The sequence below is a fragment of the Enterococcus sp. 3C7_DIV0644 genome, from assembly GCF_002141235.1.
Classification (GTDB): domain Bacteria; phylum Bacillota; class Bacilli; order Lactobacillales; family Enterococcaceae; genus Enterococcus_D; species Enterococcus_D entomosocium.
Genome location: NZ_NGLK01000001.1, coordinates 3,252,376 through 3,271,147, shown reverse-complemented (window position 1 = coordinate 3,271,147; position 18,772 = coordinate 3,252,376). Strand labels below are relative to the sequence as shown.

The 18,772-nt window shown below is 38.8% G+C and carries 25 protein-coding genes and 1 other annotated feature (1 of these 26 cut by a window edge); of the genes, 7 read left to right on the top strand and 18 right to left on the bottom strand.

Translation table 11 applies throughout. The annotated features are described in order from the left end of the window. Window positions 1-75, bottom strand: a sequence feature (ribosomal protein L10 leader region) (it extends 52 nt beyond the left edge of the window). 63 nt (window positions 76-138) lie between these two features. Both rplA and rplK read right to left on the bottom strand, forming a co-directional pair. Then, window positions 139-828 (bottom strand): 50S ribosomal protein L1, encoded by a 690-nt coding sequence (rplA, locus tag A5877_RS15475; protein WP_005229790.1) that lies wholly within the window; start codon window positions 826-828, stop codon window positions 139-141. A gap of 100 nt (window positions 829-928) precedes the next feature. Next, window positions 929-1,351 (bottom strand): 50S ribosomal protein L11, encoded by a 423-nt coding sequence (gene rplK, locus A5877_RS15470; RefSeq protein ID WP_005229787.1) that lies wholly within the window; start codon window positions 1,349-1,351, stop codon window positions 929-931. A 318-nt stretch (window positions 1,352-1,669) separates the two neighbouring features. Between rplK and sdaAB the strand changes: the two genes are divergently transcribed. Beyond that, window positions 1,670-2,335, top strand: a complete 666-nt coding sequence (gene sdaAB / locus A5877_RS15460; protein ID WP_086317200.1) for an L-serine ammonia-lyase, iron-sulfur-dependent subunit beta — start codon at window positions 1,670-1,672, stop codon at window positions 2,333-2,335. 13 nt (window positions 2,336-2,348) lie between these two features. After that, the gene (gene sdaAA / locus A5877_RS15455; RefSeq protein WP_008381622.1) at window positions 2,349-3,221 is read left to right on the top strand and encodes an L-serine ammonia-lyase, iron-sulfur-dependent, subunit alpha; all 873 of its coding nucleotides are present in this window, start codon (window positions 2,349-2,351) and stop codon (window positions 3,219-3,221) included. Between the two features lie 154 nt (window positions 3,222-3,375). On the opposite strand, the gene A5877_RS15450 is transcribed toward sdaAA, so the two are convergent. The 4 genes from A5877_RS15450 to rpmG form a co-directional block, all read right to left on the bottom strand. Continuing rightward, the gene (locus tag A5877_RS15450) at window positions 3,376-4,866 is read right to left on the bottom strand and encodes a DUF1576 domain-containing protein (protein ID WP_008379789.1); all 1,491 of its coding nucleotides are present in this window, start codon (window positions 4,864-4,866) and stop codon (window positions 3,376-3,378) included. Between the two features lie 129 nt (window positions 4,867-4,995). Next, on the bottom strand, window positions 4,996-5,538 hold the full coding sequence (nusG, locus tag A5877_RS15445; RefSeq protein WP_005229769.1) for a transcription termination/antitermination protein NusG: 543 nt from the start codon (window positions 5,536-5,538) through the stop codon (window positions 4,996-4,998). 119 nt (window positions 5,539-5,657) lie between these two features. Beyond that, a complete protein-coding gene (secE, locus tag A5877_RS15440; RefSeq protein ID WP_005229766.1) occupies window positions 5,658-5,828 on the bottom strand; it encodes a preprotein translocase subunit SecE in 171 nt (56 codons plus the stop codon). Window positions 5,829-5,840: 12 nt separating this feature from the next. Further along, window positions 5,841-5,993: a 50S ribosomal protein L33 gene (gene rpmG / locus A5877_RS15435; protein ID WP_005229764.1), complete on the bottom strand. Its 153-nt coding sequence runs from the start codon at window positions 5,991-5,993 to the stop codon at window positions 5,841-5,843. Window positions 5,994-6,148: 155 nt separating this feature from the next. On the opposite strand from rpmG, the gene cbpA reads away from it, so the two are divergent. Beyond that, window positions 6,149-6,787, top strand: coding sequence for a cyclic di-AMP binding protein CbpA (cbpA, locus tag A5877_RS15430; RefSeq protein ID WP_008379786.1), 639 nt, complete (start codon window positions 6,149-6,151; stop codon window positions 6,785-6,787). Window positions 6,788-6,870: 83 nt separating this feature from the next. Here cbpA and A5877_RS15425 read toward each other — a convergent pair whose 3' ends face one another. Then, window positions 6,871-7,380: a QueT transporter family protein gene (locus A5877_RS15425; RefSeq protein WP_008379785.1), complete on the bottom strand. Its 510-nt coding sequence runs from the start codon at window positions 7,378-7,380 to the stop codon at window positions 6,871-6,873. A 312-nt stretch (window positions 7,381-7,692) separates the two neighbouring features. On the opposite strand from A5877_RS15425, the gene A5877_RS15420 reads away from it, so the two are divergent. The 4 genes from A5877_RS15420 (at window position 7,693) to A5877_RS17395 (ending at window position 9,109) form a co-directional block, all read left to right on the top strand. Beyond that, complete coding sequence (locus tag A5877_RS15420; protein ID WP_086317198.1) at window positions 7,693-8,256, top strand: DUF5067 domain-containing protein; 564 nt, start codon at window positions 7,693-7,695, stop codon at window positions 8,254-8,256. 104 nt (window positions 8,257-8,360) lie between these two features. Further along, entirely contained in the window at window positions 8,361-8,651 is a 291-nt protein-coding gene (locus A5877_RS17400; protein ID WP_086317196.1) for a DUF5960 family protein, read from the top strand. Continuing rightward, window positions 8,623-8,919, top strand: a complete 297-nt coding sequence (locus tag A5877_RS15410; protein ID WP_176273490.1) for a hypothetical protein — start codon at window positions 8,623-8,625, stop codon at window positions 8,917-8,919. Before A5877_RS17400 ends, A5877_RS15410 begins: the two co-directional genes overlap by 29 nt. Continuing rightward, window positions 8,840-9,109, top strand: coding sequence for a hypothetical protein (locus A5877_RS17395; RefSeq protein WP_086317192.1), 270 nt, complete (start codon window positions 8,840-8,842; stop codon window positions 9,107-9,109). The genes A5877_RS15410 and A5877_RS17395 overlap by 80 nt, the downstream gene beginning before the upstream one ends. 317 nt (window positions 9,110-9,426) lie before the next feature. Here the strand turns inward: A5877_RS17395 and A5877_RS15400 are convergent, their stop codons facing one another. The 11 genes from A5877_RS15400 to A5877_RS15350 all read right to left on the bottom strand — a co-directional run bounded on the left by A5877_RS15400 (window position 9,427) and on the right by A5877_RS15350 (window position 18,772). After that, the gene (locus A5877_RS15400) at window positions 9,427-10,122 is read right to left on the bottom strand and encodes a lysozyme (protein WP_086317190.1); all 696 of its coding nucleotides are present in this window, start codon (window positions 10,120-10,122) and stop codon (window positions 9,427-9,429) included. A gap of 23 nt (window positions 10,123-10,145) precedes the next feature. Continuing rightward, complete coding sequence (locus A5877_RS15395) at window positions 10,146-10,802, bottom strand: peptidoglycan amidohydrolase family protein (protein ID WP_086317188.1); 657 nt, start codon at window positions 10,800-10,802, stop codon at window positions 10,146-10,148. A gap of 101 nt (window positions 10,803-10,903) precedes the next feature. Then, window positions 10,904-11,284, bottom strand: a complete 381-nt coding sequence (locus A5877_RS15390; protein ID WP_086317187.1) for a transcriptional regulator — start codon at window positions 11,282-11,284, stop codon at window positions 10,904-10,906. A gap of 45 nt (window positions 11,285-11,329) precedes the next feature. After that, window positions 11,330-12,262: an N-acetylmuramoyl-L-alanine amidase gene (locus A5877_RS15385; protein ID WP_086317185.1), complete on the bottom strand. Its 933-nt coding sequence runs from the start codon at window positions 12,260-12,262 to the stop codon at window positions 11,330-11,332. Window positions 12,263-12,295: 33 nt separating this feature from the next. Further along, entirely contained in the window at window positions 12,296-12,565 is a 270-nt protein-coding gene (locus A5877_RS15380) for a phage holin family protein (protein WP_086317183.1), read from the bottom strand. Continuing rightward, window positions 12,566-12,898, bottom strand: coding sequence for a hypothetical protein (locus tag A5877_RS15375; protein WP_086317181.1), 333 nt, complete (start codon window positions 12,896-12,898; stop codon window positions 12,566-12,568). Between the two features lie 2 nt (window positions 12,899-12,900). Continuing rightward, the gene (locus A5877_RS15370; protein ID WP_086317179.1) at window positions 12,901-13,260 is read right to left on the bottom strand and encodes a hypothetical protein; all 360 of its coding nucleotides are present in this window, start codon (window positions 13,258-13,260) and stop codon (window positions 12,901-12,903) included. A gap of 35 nt (window positions 13,261-13,295) precedes the next feature. Then, on the bottom strand, window positions 13,296-13,544 hold the full coding sequence (locus A5877_RS15365; RefSeq protein WP_005237380.1) for a hypothetical protein: 249 nt from the start codon (window positions 13,542-13,544) through the stop codon (window positions 13,296-13,298). Window positions 13,545-13,585: 41 nt separating this feature from the next. Next, window positions 13,586-13,999, bottom strand: coding sequence for a DUF1617 family protein (locus A5877_RS15360; protein ID WP_086317177.1), 414 nt, complete (start codon window positions 13,997-13,999; stop codon window positions 13,586-13,588). Between the two features lie 31 nt (window positions 14,000-14,030). Further along, complete coding sequence (locus tag A5877_RS15355; protein ID WP_086317175.1) at window positions 14,031-18,404, bottom strand: hypothetical protein; 4,374 nt, start codon at window positions 18,402-18,404, stop codon at window positions 14,031-14,033. Window positions 18,405-18,415: 11 nt separating this feature from the next. Beyond that, on the bottom strand, window positions 18,416-18,772 hold the full coding sequence (locus tag A5877_RS15350) for a DUF6711 family protein (RefSeq protein ID WP_086317173.1): 357 nt from the start codon (window positions 18,770-18,772) through the stop codon (window positions 18,416-18,418).

Sequence of the window (18,772 nt, the reverse complement as noted above, 5' to 3'; positions counted from 1 at the left end):
ATTCTCAATAAACGTCCTCGGTAGGAAATTAAGGCAAATGCCACCTACTGTCTTCGGTACAGTTAAACTTTTAACCTTGACTACCTTACCACAGATAAGGTAGTCAAGTCAATAAAAGTTTTGAATTTTTGTATTAAATTAGAAAGAAGCTTGTTCTACATGGATCCCAGGACCAAATGTTGTTGTAACTGAGATATTTTTCATGTATTGCCCTTTTGCTGCTGAAGGCTTAGCTTTCAACAATGTTTCATGGATCGTTTTGAAGTTTTCAATCAATTTGTCATCTTCAAAAGAAACTTTTCCGATTGGTACGTGGATGTTCCCAGCTTTGTCAACACGGTAAGTAACTTTACCAGCTTTTACTTCGTTAACTGCTTTTGTTACGTCCATTGTTACTGTACCAGTTTTAGGGTTAGGCATCAAACCTTTAGGGCCTAATACACGACCTAATTTACCAACAGTAGCCATCATGTCAGGCGTTGCAACAACAACGTCAAAATCGAACCAGCCACCTTGGATTTTTTGAACCATATCGTCGTCACCAACGAAATCAGCACCAGCTGCTTCTGCTTCTTTGGCTTTATCGCCTTTAGCAAAAACTAAAACTGTTTGTGTTTTACCAGTACCGTTTGGTAATACTACCGCGCCACGGATTTGTTGATCCGCTTTTTTAGGGTCTACGTTTAATTTGTAAGCAACTTCAACCGTTGCGTCGAATTTTGCAATATTTGTTTCTTTTGCCAAAGCTACTGCTTCTTCAACTGAATAAGCTTTTGTAGCATCAACTTTTTTCAATGCTTCTTGCATTTTTTTGCTTTTTTTAGCCATTTTGTTTCCTCCTTGATGTGGTTATAACGGTAGAACCTCCCACGTGTCCCATATTTTTCAATATGAAGCCGACTGAGAAGCTACTTCCTTAGGGCTGTAATTATTCTACAGTGATCCCCATGCTTCGTGCAGTTCCTTCAACCATGCGCATTGCTGCTTCAACGTCAGCTGCGTTTAGGTCTTCCATTTTCAATTCAGCGATTTCTTTTACTTGATCGCGTGAAACTTTTGCAACTTTTGTTTTGTTTGGTTCGCCTGAACCTTTTTCAACGTTTGCTGCTTTTTTCAACAATACTGCTGCTGGTGGTGTTTTTGTAACGAAAGTAAATGAACGGTCTTCGTATACAGAGATCACTACTGGAATGATCAAACCTGCTTGATCAGCTGTACGAGCATTGAATTCTTTAGTGAATCCCATGATGTTGATACCCGCTTGACCTAGCGCAGGACCTACCGGCGGAGCTGGTGTTGCTTTACCTGCAGGAATTTGCAATTTAACGATTTTTTCTACTTTTTTTGCCACGAGACATACCTCCTTGAGTCCGTGATGTGGTTAATTGGAGATCCAAATTTCTCCTCCCACTTTGGTGATTCATGTGCACACACAAAAAACGTGTGACGAAAGCACACTGGAATATTATAGCATCTTTATGGAATAATTCAAGGTTTTTCAGCTGATTTTTTTGAAAAAATGCTCACCAGCGCTTTTCGTTAGTCCATCGCTAAAAAAAGAAATAAAAATAACTTGCTTTTGGTCTGCTTTTTTCATTCTCTCATTTTTTTATGCTACACTACTACTGGAATTCTTCCCTATTCGTTTACTACTATCGAGGTGAAAAAAATGGAACAATTAAAATACCGCAGTGTATTTGACATAATCGGACCCATCATGGTGGGTCCCAGCAGTTCTCATACCGCCGGTGCTGCCCGGATCGGAAAAATCGTTCGCAGTATTTTTGGCGAACAGCCAGACAGTGTAGATATCCTGTTGTATGAATCGTTTGCTAAAACCTATCGCGGTCATGGAACCGATATTGCGTTAGTTGGCGGTCTCTTAGGCATGGAGCCAGATGATACTCGCCTAGCGGACTCTTTAAAAATCGCTTATGAGAAAGGGATCGAAGTCTTATTCGTCCCTAAAAAAGAAAAAGCGGAACATCCGAATATGGTCAAGATGATTTTGACAAAAGGTAGCCACAAACTATCTGTCACTGGCATCTCGATAGGTGGTGGCAACATTCAAATCTCAGAGCTTAACGGCTTCAAAATTTCTCTGACACTGGGTACCCCTACTTATGTGATCGTCCATCAAGATGTTCCGGGAATGATTGCGAAAGTAACCAATTTACTATCAGAGGCTCAAATCAATATCGGTACGATGACCGTTACGAGAGAAGCTGTCGGTGATAAAGCAATCATGATCATCGAAGTCGATCAGCGCAATGATCAGCTGGCGCAACAAATCAAAGTTTTGCCGCACGTTTACAGCGCTGCGTATTTTGATTAAAGGAGATAAGCACATGTTCTATACAATAGAAGAGTTAGTAATAGAAAGTAAAAATTATCCTTCCGTTGCAGAGATGATGATTGCGATCGAAGCAGAAAATACTGGTCGTAGTCGCGAACAGATCCTTGCAATCATGGAAAAGAATTTAGTTGTTATGGAACAATCAGTCGCTGAAGGTGTCGCTGGGGTAAAATCGGTGACTGGATTGACTGGCGGCGATGCGACTCGCATGAACGACTACCTTGCTGCCGGTGATTTTTTAAGCGGAGAAACCATTCTACAAGCGGTCCAAAATGCCATTGCAGTCAACGAAGTCAATGCGAAAATGGGCTTGATCTGTGCAACACCGACTGCCGGTAGTGCGGGTGTTGTTTCTGGTGTATTGATGGCCGTACGTGAGCGTTTGGCACTGACTCGAGCGCAACAAGTCGACTTTTTGTTTACAGCCGGCGCCTTTGGCCTGGTGATTGCCAACAATGCCTCGATTTCCGGTGCCGAAGGAGGTTGTCAAGCAGAGATCGGTTCTGCTAGCGCAATGGCAGCGGCGGCTTTGGTTTGTGCAAAAGGTGGCACCCCTCACCAAGCGGCTCAAGCGGTGGCGATCACCTTAAAAAATATGATGGGCTTGATTTGTGACCCTGTCGCGGGCTTAGTCGAGGTCCCCTGCGTGAAACGCAATGCCCTGGGATCTTCCCAGGCCTTTATCTCTGCCGACATGGCATTAGCAGGAATCGAAAGTGTCATCCCACCTGATGAAGTGGTCTTAGCGATGTATCAAGTAGGACGACAAATGCCTAGCATTTTCAAGGAAACGGCTGAAGGTGGTCTAGCCATGACGCCGACTGCCCAACGCCTACAGGCAGAAATCTTAGAAGCCAATCGTTGATGTTTTTTTAGAAATGAACACGAATAAAAACCAACCAAGAACAACCAATCTTTGCTTGTTCTTGGTTGGTTTTCATTTTCCCATTATTTCCAACGACGAAAAGGCAAGCACTCCCTACTTGTTAAACAAGTAACAAATGACATTGGCGGTTTTTCTACTCCCACTCGCCTACCCTATAGTGTTTCTTTTGGGCAACGGGTTTTAATACCTTCACAGGCTCGGAAAATTTAGGTTTTCCTTCTGTTTGATCCAATGGGACCAATGGCTGCTCGCTTTCTTGTGCTTTCAAGTCCATTTGTGGTTTTTCATCCTTGGTAGCTTGCGCCTGATCGGCTGATTTTTGCCAAAGCTGTTTGCTGAGATCCAATAAGGGAATGATCATCATGGCGACTAGCCCGCCAGAAAAACCATTGTTATACAGATTCAAACCTCCATGTAAGAAATCAATATTCAGTACCATTGAGGCGTGCACAAAACCGACCACCAAGCCGCCTTTCCAGCCATAGGCATTTGTTACTGCACAGAGCATCATCGCAAAAATCGCTGACGTGACTGTAACCGTCTCGTTGATGGTGTATACGCTCAATAGATTGGCAATCGTCACCCCTGCCAATAAAGGCAGCGAGTTAAAGACATGAGAGCCACAAGCAGAAAAGCCGATGACGCAAAAGATCGCACCGATAACTGGTCCATTTAAAACCGCACCAATACTGACGACATATGCCACAAGCAAAAACGTCATCAATCCCATGTTGATCATCGTATTATAAACGCCGGTATCACGTAAGATATCTCGTTCGATTTTGCCACTATGAGACCAAATCGCTCGCATATTCAATCGTTTTTTCTTGATTGCCATCAGCGACCCATAGCCTACGAACACACTTCCTAAAACCAGCATCATGAGAATCAAACGCGGCTGCTGTTCTTGCGACACCAATGTTCTTAGCTCAATCGTTAGGCCAAACATCCGACAGATAGCGGCGACTAATGTACACAACATTCCTGAAGTGAATCCAGCACTGTATAAACTGACGCTTTGAAAAAGTCCTTGAAAATATAAGGCCATGGGAACCATCAAAAAACCGGTAAAAATTCCAATACCGTACCCCATCACCAAGCTAAAATAAGGCGGTAGTGAGTCATTGAATGCAAAATAGCTGACGATTGGAGAAACCGACGATCCATACAATGCAATCAACAGAAATTTTTTCAATGGTTCATTCATAAAATACGAATACAGACGGACGCCTAAAAATATCGGGATAAAATTTAGTAGATTTTTCCCAAAAAAACCATACCCAGTCACCATAAAGATAGCAGACACCGCGCCTCCTGTGATCGGCACCCGATAATGATAGCAAATCGAGATCGCTACAAACGTCATCAAACTGCTGTTTAATAAAGCCGACCCTACAGAAGTCATAGCAATATAATCTGTCACAAGATGACTTTCCGAAAATAAAATCAACTTGAGCTCTTCGACTGCCACCCTTGGATCGAAAAACAACATGGCAAAGAAAAACAGCAGCAAATTAAAAAGAAACAACAAGCTATACCCATTATGTACAGAGATCATCCCTTTAGTATGGGGATGAAAATCATTGTGAAACTTTACTCTAAAAAAAGCAAATAATTTTGACATAAGACCCCTTCCTCTTATAAAGCGCTTACTCATTTTGAGAAAAAAAAGTGGGCCAACGAATTGGTCCACTTTATTCTCATTACTGTTATTTTACCGTAAATGAGCCGTTCATGCTAGTCTATCCGGCAGTTAAATTTTATCTACTTGCTCAAAATCAAGTTCTGTACTCGTTTCACGACCGAACATATCGATGTTCACTTTTAGTTTTTGTTTTTCTTCATCGATTTCTGCTACTTGACCTTCTAAACCAGAGAACGCACCTTCGATGATCTTGACGGTTTCGCCAATTTCTACTTCCAGTTCAACTGTCCGAGTACTCATACCGATCGAACGTAAAATTGAATTGATTTCTTCTTGTAATAAAGGCGCTGGCTTGCTTCCTGCACCATGGGAACCAACGAAACCTGTTACCCCAGGAGTATTACGTACAACGTACCAAGATTCATCCGTCATGACCATTTCAACTAATACATAGCCAGGAAATGTTTTATGAACGATTTCTTTGGTTTTGCCGTTTTTTTCTTCTGTTTCTACTTCTTCGGGAACGACGACACGGAAAATATAATCACCCATCCCCATGCTTTGTGCACGTGACTCTAGGTTCGCTTTTACTTTGTTTTCATAGCCAGAATACGTATGCAGTACATACCAATTTTTTTCAAAAGATTCCATTTTTTTCGGACTCCCCATCTTTTTTGTAAAATAAAAAAACCTCAGCTGCACCGAAGTTTTTCCTCAAAGCGATTATAGCACGATTTGTGATAAATGACTAGCGCTATCAGTAAGAAGTGTTACTTTAGGATCCAATTGAAGACCGTTTGAATCAGTGTGTCCATCACAAAGAACATCAATGCAAAAATAATGGTTGTTTGAATCACCACAAATGTATCTTTGCGTAATTGTTTTTTTGATGGCCAAGAAACGTTTTTCATTTCTTCAACAACATTTTTCAAAAATTTCATTCGATTCCCTCCTTACTTCGTTTCACGATGCAAAGTATATTGATTGCAATACTTGCAAAATTTGTTGATTTCAAGGCGTTCGCCTTTTTTACCTTCACTGACTGATTTTGAATAGTTGCGGGATCCGCAGACAGAACAAGCCAAAGCAGCTTTTTTCGTTGCCATCTTAGTGTCCTCCCCCTTTTTATAAAGTTTTCCAACACTAAAAATACCATTTATTTAAGATTGTGTCAATTTTTGATTTTCTGTCGTATAAATATAGTTTCTGCTGATTTTGTGGTATGATAATGGTGTTAAATGGGTATTTGGGAGGGAAAATTATGTTATTAAAAACAATGGTTTACAAAAAACGCGATTTAACAACGGTAAAGGAAACAGCTACCTTAGAAGAAGCGCTGGCAATTTTAGAAGAGTCTGGTTATCGTTGTGTGCCTATCCTAGATGAATCAGGAAAGATTTTTAGAGGAAATATTTATAAAATGCACATCTATCGCCATAAAGCAAATGGCGGTGACATGACTTTACCCGTCACCTATCTGCTAAAAAATGCGACGAAGTTCATTTATGTCAACTCTTCATTTTTTAAGGTTTTCTTCACAATCAAAGAATTGCCTTATATTGCGGTACTAGATGAAAACAATCAATTTTACGGCATCTTGACTCATAGTTCCTTATTGAATATGTTGTCACAATCATGGAGCGTCGAACAAGGAAGCTATGTGTTGACGATCGCATCAACAGGACAACAAGGCGACTTAGCGGTTATCTCAAAAATAATCGCAAAATACAGCAGTATCGCTAGCTGTATCACTCTCGACATCGGTAAAGACGAATTTATTCGTCGTACGATGATCACTTTACCAGCAAACACATCAAAAGAATTATGCGACAAGATCGTTGCGCAACTAGAAGCGAAAAACTTCAAAGTTGTGGAGATCGAAGACTTAAAAGCAGAATAAAATAAAAGATCATTCCTTCATTTCTTAGGAATGATCTTTTTTCTTGTTTTTTGAGAACCATCAAAGCAAAAAACAAGCTTTTTTTACACGCGCTTATCGAAGCGAACGGCACGATTGATGATATACATCACCGGTGCCGTAATCGTCATTACAATAAATTCACTCAATGCCGTTGTTGCAAATGTTGGCCAGAAAGGCAATGCTAAGGTGATATTTAGCATAATCGCAATCAGGAACATACTTAATGAAAAAACAATGGTATTAAATGCCAGTCTTACGAAAACATTTGGAATCTTCTTATATACCAATGCAGTTGCTCCTAAAGCCAAGAAGCTTCCGAAACCGCCGAATACGACATCCAAGATCCCCATTCCAAAGAACATGTTATACACTACAACCCCGCCAACGACACCCCACATCAATTTTCTGTTGAAAACGACCAAGTGATTCAATCCTTCAGATATCCTAAATTGAATCGCTCCTGAGGCAACGGGTGAGACTAGAACCGTTACAGCAACATAAAGTGCCATAATGATCCCATTGGCTGCGACGACACGCAAACGTTGATTGGTTAGATTTGTTGATTTTTCCATTTGATCCCTACTTTCTCCGAGTTTTGATTACGCGGGATGGTTGATGAACCGCGGTGCGCTTCGCACAAGTACTTATTATACACAAGAATATTGTTTTATCAACCTTTCCATGCACATTGTTCTCTTTTTGTTTTCCGTTTATTGTATTAATTTGGAGAAACTGTGTGGATGTTTTGTGGACGAATAAATTAAAAATGGCGTTATTTAATTTCTCCCCCTCTTTTCCTAGTGGAACACTATCAGTTTTTGTTTACAAAGTAAGAACCTTTTCTGTTACAATAATTTTATAAAATTAACGAGAGAGGGTTTGAAATGAAAAAAATAGTTTTGTTGGGATTAGGGATAGTTTTTCTTTCTGGTTGTACATCTAATAATAATGAGACGAGCGATTCTTCTTCACAAGAAAAAGATAGTGTTAGCAGTTCTGACTCAGTTGCTGCTCCTGTTACTGAGTCATCGCCAGAAGCTGAAGCATCAGGAGTTTCTTTTGAAAACACTACTCTTACAACTCCTGAAGGTATATTTACTTTGACTGGATCTAAAAGTAATGAGAGTGAAGATGGAGACAAGTCTATTTTTGTTACTTTTGATTACGAGAATACAACTGAAGAAAATCAAAATTTGGAGTTTCTTATTTGGGATTATTTCGATGCAAAACAAATTTTTCCAGATACAACAGAAACCTTAAGTCCATTAATGTATATGGATGACTTTGAATATTATGATTTGTACGATAAAACTCAAGTTGAAATTAACCCTGGCGCAACCGTTCAAGCCGGTTATGGATATCTACTTAAAGATGCTGATTATCCTTTAGTTATTGATTTTATGGAAGATCCTTCAACTCCAATAGGAAGAATAGAATACGACTATTAAAATTTCAAAGCTCCTACCTTATTTGGTAGAGAGCTTTTTTTTATTTTCTGTTCGCTTTACAAAACGAACGTTCGTTCGTATAATTCTTGCAAGGAGTGATTGATATGCAAATACCACTTGCGCACCAACGGACATATGCACTAGAACGCTACTACTACGAGTTTATTGAGAGGATGGGTCCAGCGCACCTGCTATATGAACAGTTTGTTCGGACGATGGAGAATTTCGGGAAACCTTACTTTACGATACCCTGCAGCTACAGCGGATATCCGGAAGAGCTAGCGTTTGTATTCAAGGTAGAGGGTGAAAATTATTTGTTTGATCATGTCAGAACACAATATAAGATACTTAGGAAGTACAATCCTGATGAAAAATATAGACCTGGCGGTAACTGATATGAATTTAATAGCCATGTACGAGCAAGGCTACCTGCCTTTTTCTGAGTTTAGAAATGAATTTCCTGACTCCATTTCTGAATCTCAGGAAGCTTTGTACGGTTCAAAATGTGTCGAGTTTTACGTTGCTGTCACTTTAGGTAAAACGGATTGTTGCTATTATGTACAAGCTTACGGAGGCGATTGTTATGAAATCGATGAAAGGCTATGTATCGAAGGTACGTGTATTGAAGATGAGCAAGACCCCTTTGGTGCGGTTTTCACTTAACGAAGTTAACTGCTTGATTGCTGCACACAGTTTGAACTTCCTAGCTGATGTGGACGAAGGAATGCAAATTGTTGTGTCTGGTGAGTATAATAGTAGGAAACAATTTGTTGTGAAAAAGTATACGGTGATTGGCAAACCGAAGATTATGATTGAATTCGAAGCAATGAAAAATGCCCCCTACTCTAATTGAGTAAGGAGTTTCTCTATTGTGTCATGAATTTACAATTATAATATGCTGAAAAACATAAAAATATTTTAGACGATATTCTAAACAAGAATATCTATTAAATAATAACCATGATAAAATAAATACGAAGAGTACTGGTCGCAGTCCAGAAAAACTTCCCCAAGTTTCCTGTGCCAGTACTCTTCTTAGATTAATGCATGTTGCACGATAAAGTCTAAGGTATAATTCAATTTAATACAAGCTAAATTACTTTCAAAATAATAAATAAGCTCCCTACTCTAATTTGAGTATGGAGCTTTTTATCTGTAACGAATCAGTTATTAATAATCCGGCTTACGATTCAAAACATTCGCAAGGCGGTTATAATAAGGCGCAGCGTCTGTCCAGTTTGTTAAGAATGGGACCTCTTTTCCTGTATTCGCATGATACACTTGTCGAATTGCTCTCATTTCATCTTCGTGTCCAATTGCATATGCATGCTGACCATTAAACCAACGCACAGGCGCATTTTTATTTGCTTGATAAAATACCCACATCAATATTTCCTCACTTTCATTTTCTGTATTGTCATTTACTGGTGTTAAAAACAAATCTGTTTCAAGTTGTCTTCGCGTCACAAGCCCCGGTATCACAGAGCCATTTCCATTTACATATTTTTTCATTTCGTTAGCTGCTGCTTGCCAATTTTTTGAATTAATATAAGTTAACAGTGTAGAACCCTGTAAAATATTTACACCCAAATTAAAGTGAAAACTTGCTAGGGCATCAAACTGGTTTTGGTTCAATTCTACCGTAACGTATTTATAAATACCGGGTAAATGGTTGGTTATATCCTGCTTCAGAAAATTGTTTGCTTGTTCTAAAGTAATAGTCATTCCAGCATATACACCTTGTGTATGACCATATCCTATTGTCCAAACGCCGACAACATCTTGGTACGCAGTCAAACTTAACCCTTCAAAACTTTTAATCAACTCAAAACCATTCTGAGATAGTTTCATATTTTCATTAGCCATTCTTTCTCCTCCTCCTGATGATTTTAGAAATCAGGTGTTCGATTCAAGACATTGGCCAAACGATTATGATAAGGAGTTGCATCAGTCCAATTTGTCAAAAATGGAACATCTTTACCTGTGTTCGCTTTATAAATTTGCTGAATTGCTTTCATCTCATCAGCGTGACCGATAGCATATGCATGCTCTCCATTGAACCAACGAACTGGTACATTTTTGTTTGCTTGGTAAAATACCCACATTAACATTTCCTCGCTTTCTGTATCTGGCATATTTTCATCATCTGCATTATTCAATCTATAATATTCAGTTGGTTCTGGGCCCATACGTCCATCTGCTACAGTTGTTCGAATGTTATCATCATATGCATTGCAATGAATGATTGTGCCGTTATCTAAAAAGACTCCCGTATGCCCATCATTTGCCCAATACTTTGATAGGAAAATGTCACCTCTGCGACATTCCGCTCGTGAAATTTTTTTTGCGATAGGCGGTAAAGTTGTATCGTGTAACGATCCGGTCCACCCCATACTTCCCACTGGGATAAATCCACCAGCAATCAAAGCGAAATACACTGCGGAACTACAGTCATAACTATTAGGTCCCAAACGTCCATCTTGGCTGTAGTTTACTTTACCTTCTCGGTCTTTAAACCACTGAATCATATTATTTATACTACCCAAATTTAAAGCCTCCTTTGGAAATATATTTCGTGCGTCCACGAGTTCGAAACATGTTCCCTATCTCCACTTATAGTATAAATCGAAGTATGAATCAAAAGAGGTCAAACCGATAACCAGCCTAACCTCTTTGCAATTTCATTAATAAATTCCGCATCTCTTCTCTTAATAGTAGACTCGCTTAGAAAAGTTTCCGCAGATACAACCGCTATACATTTTTTCGAATGACCATTGTAGTACTTCACATAAAATATATCTCTTACATCAAGTGTTGAATCTTCTAGAACACCATTGACCACTCTTAAAAATGATTTGTAAAATAAAATTTGATTCATTGTCCAGCTTGGATTTTCTTCACCTAATGGATACTCCATATAAGGGTTCCTATCTGTTGCAATAATATCTGAGAACTCTTTAAATGTTTTTTCGATCTTTTTATATTGCCATAGTATGCTGCGAATGTGTGCCCTAGTTTCATTAGTCATGCTGACAACTCCTATCAATGGTTTGCAAATATATACAAAATAGTTCTAAGGTAATTTGTTAATATTCAATGCTTTTTGCAATGCAGATACCACGTTTGAAACTGGACTGATAATACCATCTTGCTTAGTACCCAATCGCTTTTGTAATGCTTTGATTGTGGCTTGACCCATTAATCCATCTTGAGAGACTCCTAACAATTTCTGCAAAGCACGTATTACATTAGATCCTCTCAGTGTTTGATCAAATTGTGCGGCATAAATATTCTGATTAAATTTCTGCTTATACTGATGACTGATGACACCGTCTTGTGTGGTCCCAAAATATTGCTGCAACCGTCTTGCAGTAGCTGGACCAAACTTGCCATCTACTGATAAGGTAATATAACTTGGCTTACTAGCTGGCGTGCTTGGCTTTTCTGATGAAGTGTTGTTATTACTAGAATTCCCATTCGAGCCAAAGACTGCATCTTTAAATCGTTCTAATTCGCTTGGCTTTGCTACCCAAGGAGCCGGACAATTCTTACCTGTTACGTCAAAGTGTCGCCAAATCTTTTCTCTTGTAATATTAGGATAGATAGCGATCAATTCTTTAACAGTCTTAACAGTGTTTTGGAAAGTTTTTTCAGTAATGTTTCCCTTCTTATCCAAACACATTTCAACCCCAATCGTGGAGTAGTTAGCATTTCCTAAGATACTTCTAAGTGGATAGTACGGTTGGCCACTTACATATTTTTGGATGTCATTCGCATGATAAGCAACTTCATTCAACGGAATAATGCAGATTGCTTCAATATCATCAACGAACAATTGAGCCGAAGCATAGACACTACTCAAATTATTAAAATATGTTTTATGGTTTCGGGCTGTGCCACCATTGTTTGCAGTATAATGCATGATGATGCCTTTAATACCGCTGTTCCTGATACCTGGGCGAGAAAAATTGTTCATATTGATATACTCGTACTTAATAAAACTCATTTAAATCATCCTTTCTAAAATAAAAAGAGCGGCTTATTCAGCCACTCCTTGATTGATAATCCTGGTAAATGTTTGATGCAACCCTGTAGACGCTAGCCCACTAACTGCACCATAAACAATAGATTCAACCGTTAGACCGTTCATTAGAAGCCCTAATACTGCGCCTAGTACTCCGACGATCAATGGGATATAATCATTTACCTTATTAGTTAAAACTGGCGTGTTCTTAATAATATAGCCAACGACTAAACATGCAATTACAATCACTGGTACAAAGTTTTCTGTTACTACTGATAAATCCATTTAAATTCCACCTTTCAAATTTCGTAATTCTTTCTCTGTATTTATTAGTTTCGTTGACAATTCTTCGTTTTCATCCTCTAGTCTTTCAACTTCAGATTGATAAAATGCTATTTCTTTTTCGTACTTGGTTTTCATGATTTCAATTTGGTGTTCTAAACGATCAACTTTCGCTTCCAATCCTTTATTTAGTTCTTCGTACTTCTGATAAAGCTGAGTTGCATTTTTGATATTCGTTTCAGCTAAGTTCGTTTTATTCGTAGTCTTAGTAGCCGCATAGGTAATTAATCCAGTTACTAACGAAGGCAATATAACTATCCACATTTGCTCTGTCATATCTAACCCTCTTTCAGAGCGATTCCAAACGCTAAAAGCGCCATCGCTAAAGAGAATATCCAAACAGTATTTGCTGGCGGACTAATTAAGAATGAGATAGCAAAAACCATCCATAAAAATGATAAAGTTGTCAGTGAAAATCGTTTGAGAACTTTTTTGTTCAATACCACACCGAGCAACTTCATTAATCCCAGAATAACGAATGTTAAACTGATTAATTTCTGATCAAACATCCCATCTATCAAACGATAAACTTTATAGCTCTGAAGAATATTTGGATACAACAGAAGTTGAACTCCATATATTATAGACACTAGTGACAAAATCAAACTATCCCACTTTAAAGCCAACACTTTCCACATATGCCACCTGCTTTCTAAAAGGAAAAGGAGCAAGCTTACGCTTGCCCCTCAACTTCTTGTAATAAATCATCTTCAACTGTCCAAACCTTATCTTGGAAATCTTCGACATCCTTGCGGCATTCTACGCGATTTTGTCGATACAAATCTTGATTCTCAATCTGTTGATTGATATTCGTATTGCCAGCTGAATCTGTCGTTACAGTTGCCGAAAAATAAATTACACGCTGACCGTTTATTCTCGAATCTCCAGTAATACTAATTGCTTTCTTTACTTCTAATGCCATGATAGTTTCCTCCAATATTTTTTATTTAATAAGGACACTGATTACTCAGTATCCTTTTTTTCAAATTCATCAAGTAATCGATCATAAACTTCTGCATCTTTTCCTGATAGCATGCCATCGTAATCATCCAAGATTCGAGGAATTTCGTCAAAATTTCGGGCATACATGCCGCCTTCAATAACAACTTCTTCCTCCATGAGGATCGCTTGTTCCTTGTTAAATCCAGCTACATCTTTCGCATCCTGATCCTCGCCATCTTTTAGTTGCCCATTTTCATCCAACAAACTGAATTTTTCCATGAGCACCTTTTCTTCATCTGACAATTCTTTGAACGCTTCTCTAATCCGCTTAACTAATTTTGTACGATGACGACTGTCCTTATTTGCTTTGAGAGTCATACCTTCTAAGAAATTGATTGCTGGCGCTAACTCGTTGTTCTTCAATGTGATTTTCATTTGAATTCCTCCATAAAATAAGAGCTAAAAGCTATGCAGCCTCTAACTCTATTACTTTGTTTTTTAATTGATCGACTTCGTTTTTTAGAGACTGAATTTCTCGCTCGTGATCACTAAGGATAACATTTTGATACATGGTTAAACGATCATAAGCTAAACCCTCTACTTGACCAGAAGAGCCATACAAAACAACTTCTTTTAATCCTTTTAAATCAAAATCATCAGCCACAAACCCATAATACCTTTGCGCTTTGCCCCCACGAGCAATCTCAGCTTTGTCGTACCAAGAAGAAGGCAAAATAGACAAAAGTCGTTTTGCTTTAGAAATGACTTCCTCGGCCACTTGAATATCTTCTTTATACTTTCTTGCAGATGTTGACCGACCTATAGTTCCAGCACTTGTGATAAACATATTTGACGCACTAGAATATGTTCGATTATAAATGGCCATACTCCAAATTCTTGGCGTACTATCCATTCCTAGTGTTACACCTGCAGGTGCGTTAGAATAATAACTATCTCCGCCATTGTTTAGCTCCAATCGATCAGTTTTCAAAGTCATGTTCGCACCCGATGTGACGTTCAAATTAATAGTAGTGGTCGTTGCAATTTTTGTATTGTTGTATCTTGCTTCAATTGGTGTATATAGTGTTCCACTTTGATTATGTTTTATCCGAACTCCGTATTCTCCTTCTATAGATAAATAGTTATTCCCATCCATTTGCATGACATAACTATCTTTGTTACCTGTAACAATTCTTTTTGCTTCCACGGTATTCGTACTAACAAATCTAAGTTTTGCGTTTACTGTGTTGTTGAAATTTACTATGGCGTCCACATTCCCCAAACCATACATTTTCCACTCCATATTCGTTCTTGAAGACGTATCTGGAATTTGAAAGATTGGCATAGAAGTTGTATCAGTTGCTGAGCCGGTATTTATTGAAAATACCTCTCCTGGCATCTGTACAATAGCTAATCCCACAGGTTCTTTCGAAATATAAATAGGCTGAATTCTAGCTAATTCGTTTGTGCTTCTTCTAAAGTAGATGCTTCCTTTTAAAAGTTCCATACTATATTCACCGGAATCCGACTGAGTGATTTTCCCACCAGTCAAATCAATTGCATTTAAAGTGCCCGACACAATACTATTCGCATTCAAGTTGATAATGTTCACATTCGCTGCATTAAGCGTTCCTGTGGTAATCTTAGTCGCTGAAAGACTACCGATTTTAGCATCAGTAATCGCTGCATCTGCAATCTGTGCAGTGCTAACTGCGAGATTTGCTATCTGCGCTCTACCGATAACACCATCTTCAATATACGTTTGGCCAGTAATTTGGACTTTGTTACCTGCAATCAAAACACCATCTGTCGAGATATTTATTTGATTTACTACATCATCTTTTGATACTTTTAAGTTAATGGTGTCAGACAACTGAGTAATCTGTGATTGGTTAGAATTAGTAATATCAAACACTTCAAATTTTGCAACATACCATCGGAATGGAGCTTCAGGTGTAGGATTATCACCAGCAACTGATTGAATATACTGGAATCCAAACGTACTAAATGTTCCACCAGTACCACACTGTACTAAATAAGCATACTCAGACCATGTTCCAGTACCTTGTCTAGGCGTTAACCAACGAACTGAACTGCCATCACCTATTTGATTATGTGCATGATACAGAGTTCTACCATTTGGGATATTTGCTATAAATCTAATTATGAACTTAGCATTTACACGTGCATCTAGCCGATAATAGAATCCACCAAGTGCTGGACTTGAAGGGCCTTTTGTTTCTATCATCATTCGATAGGCACTGCCAGTGGGTTGAGTTCCACCTGAAGATAATGGTATATTCTGGCGTGTAAGAACAACCGAACCTCCCGCAGTGTTGTTGTACGGGATTAGGTTATTTGATCCTTTAAGGAATGTGGGATCCGCTGATAGTTGTAACGCTCCTGCCACTCTGCCTTTCCAATCCGTATTCACAGCGGTAGTATTCATTTCGGATACAGTAGAGGTCAATCCATTAGCCGTTGCTTCAACTTGTGTCGCTTTAGTCAAAGCAGAATTGGCCGTTGTCTCAACGCTAGAAATAGTTGTTTTCAGGCCATTCGCAGTTGTTTCGACTTGCGTTGCTTTAGTAAGGGCTGAATCGGCGGTGTTCTTGACACTAGCTACGGTTTGAATAGTTCCCTCAACTGTTGACTCAATTTGATTGACTTTTGTTGTTTGAGCTTTATCTTCAGGTGCTGGAGACCAGTCTGATAGTGCAACTCCTTCTTCGATTTGTGCACGCCATACTGTGAAATCTAATGAATCAGTATTAACTGGTCGATATAATACAAATTGCATTGCTGCTAAATTCACATTATGGTGAGCTTTCATAACAATTCTTTTAGTCTCACCAGGTTCAACAACAACTGATTGACTTAGATTATTATTAAAAGTTACTCGTTTATCGCCATTATTTTTTACATACATTGAGTGAACATAATCAGTATTGTCTTTAACATACGTAATTATATTACCTGGGAGTGTACCACAGATAGTTCCAGTACCACCAGTTACTACATGTCGAACTGCATTCGTTGCATTCCACTCAGGTACTGAAACTGTTGTATAGGTAATAACAGCACTTTGATATGCTCTGAATTTTGGAGCCTCAGATTCACTAACCCAGTTTCTAGCTCCAATATAGAAATCATTCTGCCATTCTTCCACACTTGTCAACGTCTGCTTAACACCATCAACGGTGGATTCCAGAACATTCGCCTTACTCAAAGCGCTGTTTGCTGTTAACGTCACAGTTGCTATTGTTTGTTTTTGGCCATCGACTGTTACTACCAATTCATTCAGTTTCTTCGTTGTACTTGTGGCAGTCGATTCAACATCCGTGATCCTTCCAGTTAAACCAGTGACTGAGGTTTCAAGCGTTGCTGTCCTACTTTCGACAGCATTCGCCTTATTATAGGCTTCGTTAGCTTTACTACTAATAGAATTAACTGTCCCATTGATCGTAGTAACATCAGAAACAAGCCCATTGACATCAATCTGGATTTTATCGGCTTTAGCCTGTGCAGACTGTGCATCAGCTATCGCTTGATCAGCAGCTTCTTGAGCATTTTCTCCGGCTTGTTTTGCCTGTTCGATTTCTTTCACCAGATCTGGATCTGTTGTGGTGGATACTTTAAACACCCAGTCCATCTCTCCAGAACTATTTTTCTCGTAAACCCAAATCTCTGTATCTACACCATTTGGCTTAAACCAAATATCGCCTTCTTTTGGATCTATAGGCTCTGTTTGATTGTAGTAATTGCTGTTCCATTTATTGGCACTTAGAAGAGATTCAACATAATCCACTCGTTGACTTAAAGGTCCACGGTATCTATAAGTTGCCTGTGAACTTGAATTGGTATTTGCTTTTGATTCTGCAGACATTCCACCATTAAAAGTGATATTGTAAGACAGATTAGGGACAGAATATCTAGTACCGTCTTTATCAACAATATAGATCCAGTCTCCTGCTTCCAAAATGGGACTTCCACGCCACTTCAATTCGTAAGGAAAATAATTAAGTGTCTTGACTAGCTCCCACATTTGATTCAAATGTGTTTGAGTCATCACTTTATTTTCAAGCTCAACTTGTGATCCATTGGTAGAACCAACGCGAATGACATCCGTTTCTTCTTCACCAGTTTTTACCGTGATGCCACCAATTCGATAACTGTTCTCATTTTTAGTAAATCCCTTTAACATATATGAGTCTGGAGTGATTTCAAAGTTTGTGGGTGCTAGTCTTTTTATTGTTAATTCACCCTTGCGGTTAAAACTTGCAAAACCACCTTCAAACTGAGCAATCAAACCGATTGCTTGGCGAAACGTATATCCTACAGGTTTCTGAACCCACTCAGTTCCAAGCGAGGCAAAGGATGCTTGATCGATTTCAACACCTGCTAAATTGGCTATTTCTAACGCAACTTCCCGATATGGCTTAGGATAGGTTAATTTTGATTCATATATTCCTTCCATGTAAATCATTTTGTCATTTGCAGTAATCGTAGTCTTATTACTGTTTCTATCACGCTCAAAGTCCGTTATAAAAAAATGACCTAATTTAGTGAACTGATATTCACCATTAATTAAAATCCCCAACTCTGGTTCAATTTCTAAATCTTCTTTCACTGTTTCTATAATTGTCGGAAAAACTATCTGAACTGAGTTCAGGGGGGTTGAGCCAATTTGGAAAACTTCACCCGAAATACTGCCAGAATCAAAAGAGAGTGAGGTAATATCCTCACTCCCATACGTAACGTCATTCATTTTTACTCTAATAGATAGCTGTCTTGAGGGACTTAACCAAGCTGCTATTACGTCATCCGTTGTGACTAACAAAATTACCTCACCTACCTTTCAATAAAACTCATCGTTAGCCCTTCCCATTTAGGCAATTTGTCGTGCCAGGAATATGCTGGAGCTGATCGATCGCCGACATAGAATGTTTTTGTAACAATGGCACCTTCCATCGGATCAGGATAAGTGACTTCAAAAAAAGGAGACATCACCGCTTTTAAAATTGGTGAAATCTCCGCATCTGTTAAGGCACCCCATTCAAGGTCCATTTTTCGTTTTGTAGCGATATAATCACGAGTCATATCGCCTTTCGCATTACGACCAGAATCACCATCAACTGCTTGTATACTTGCAGTAAACTTTTTAGGAGTCTTGATCGTAACTCCATTAATTTTCAAATATCCAACCAT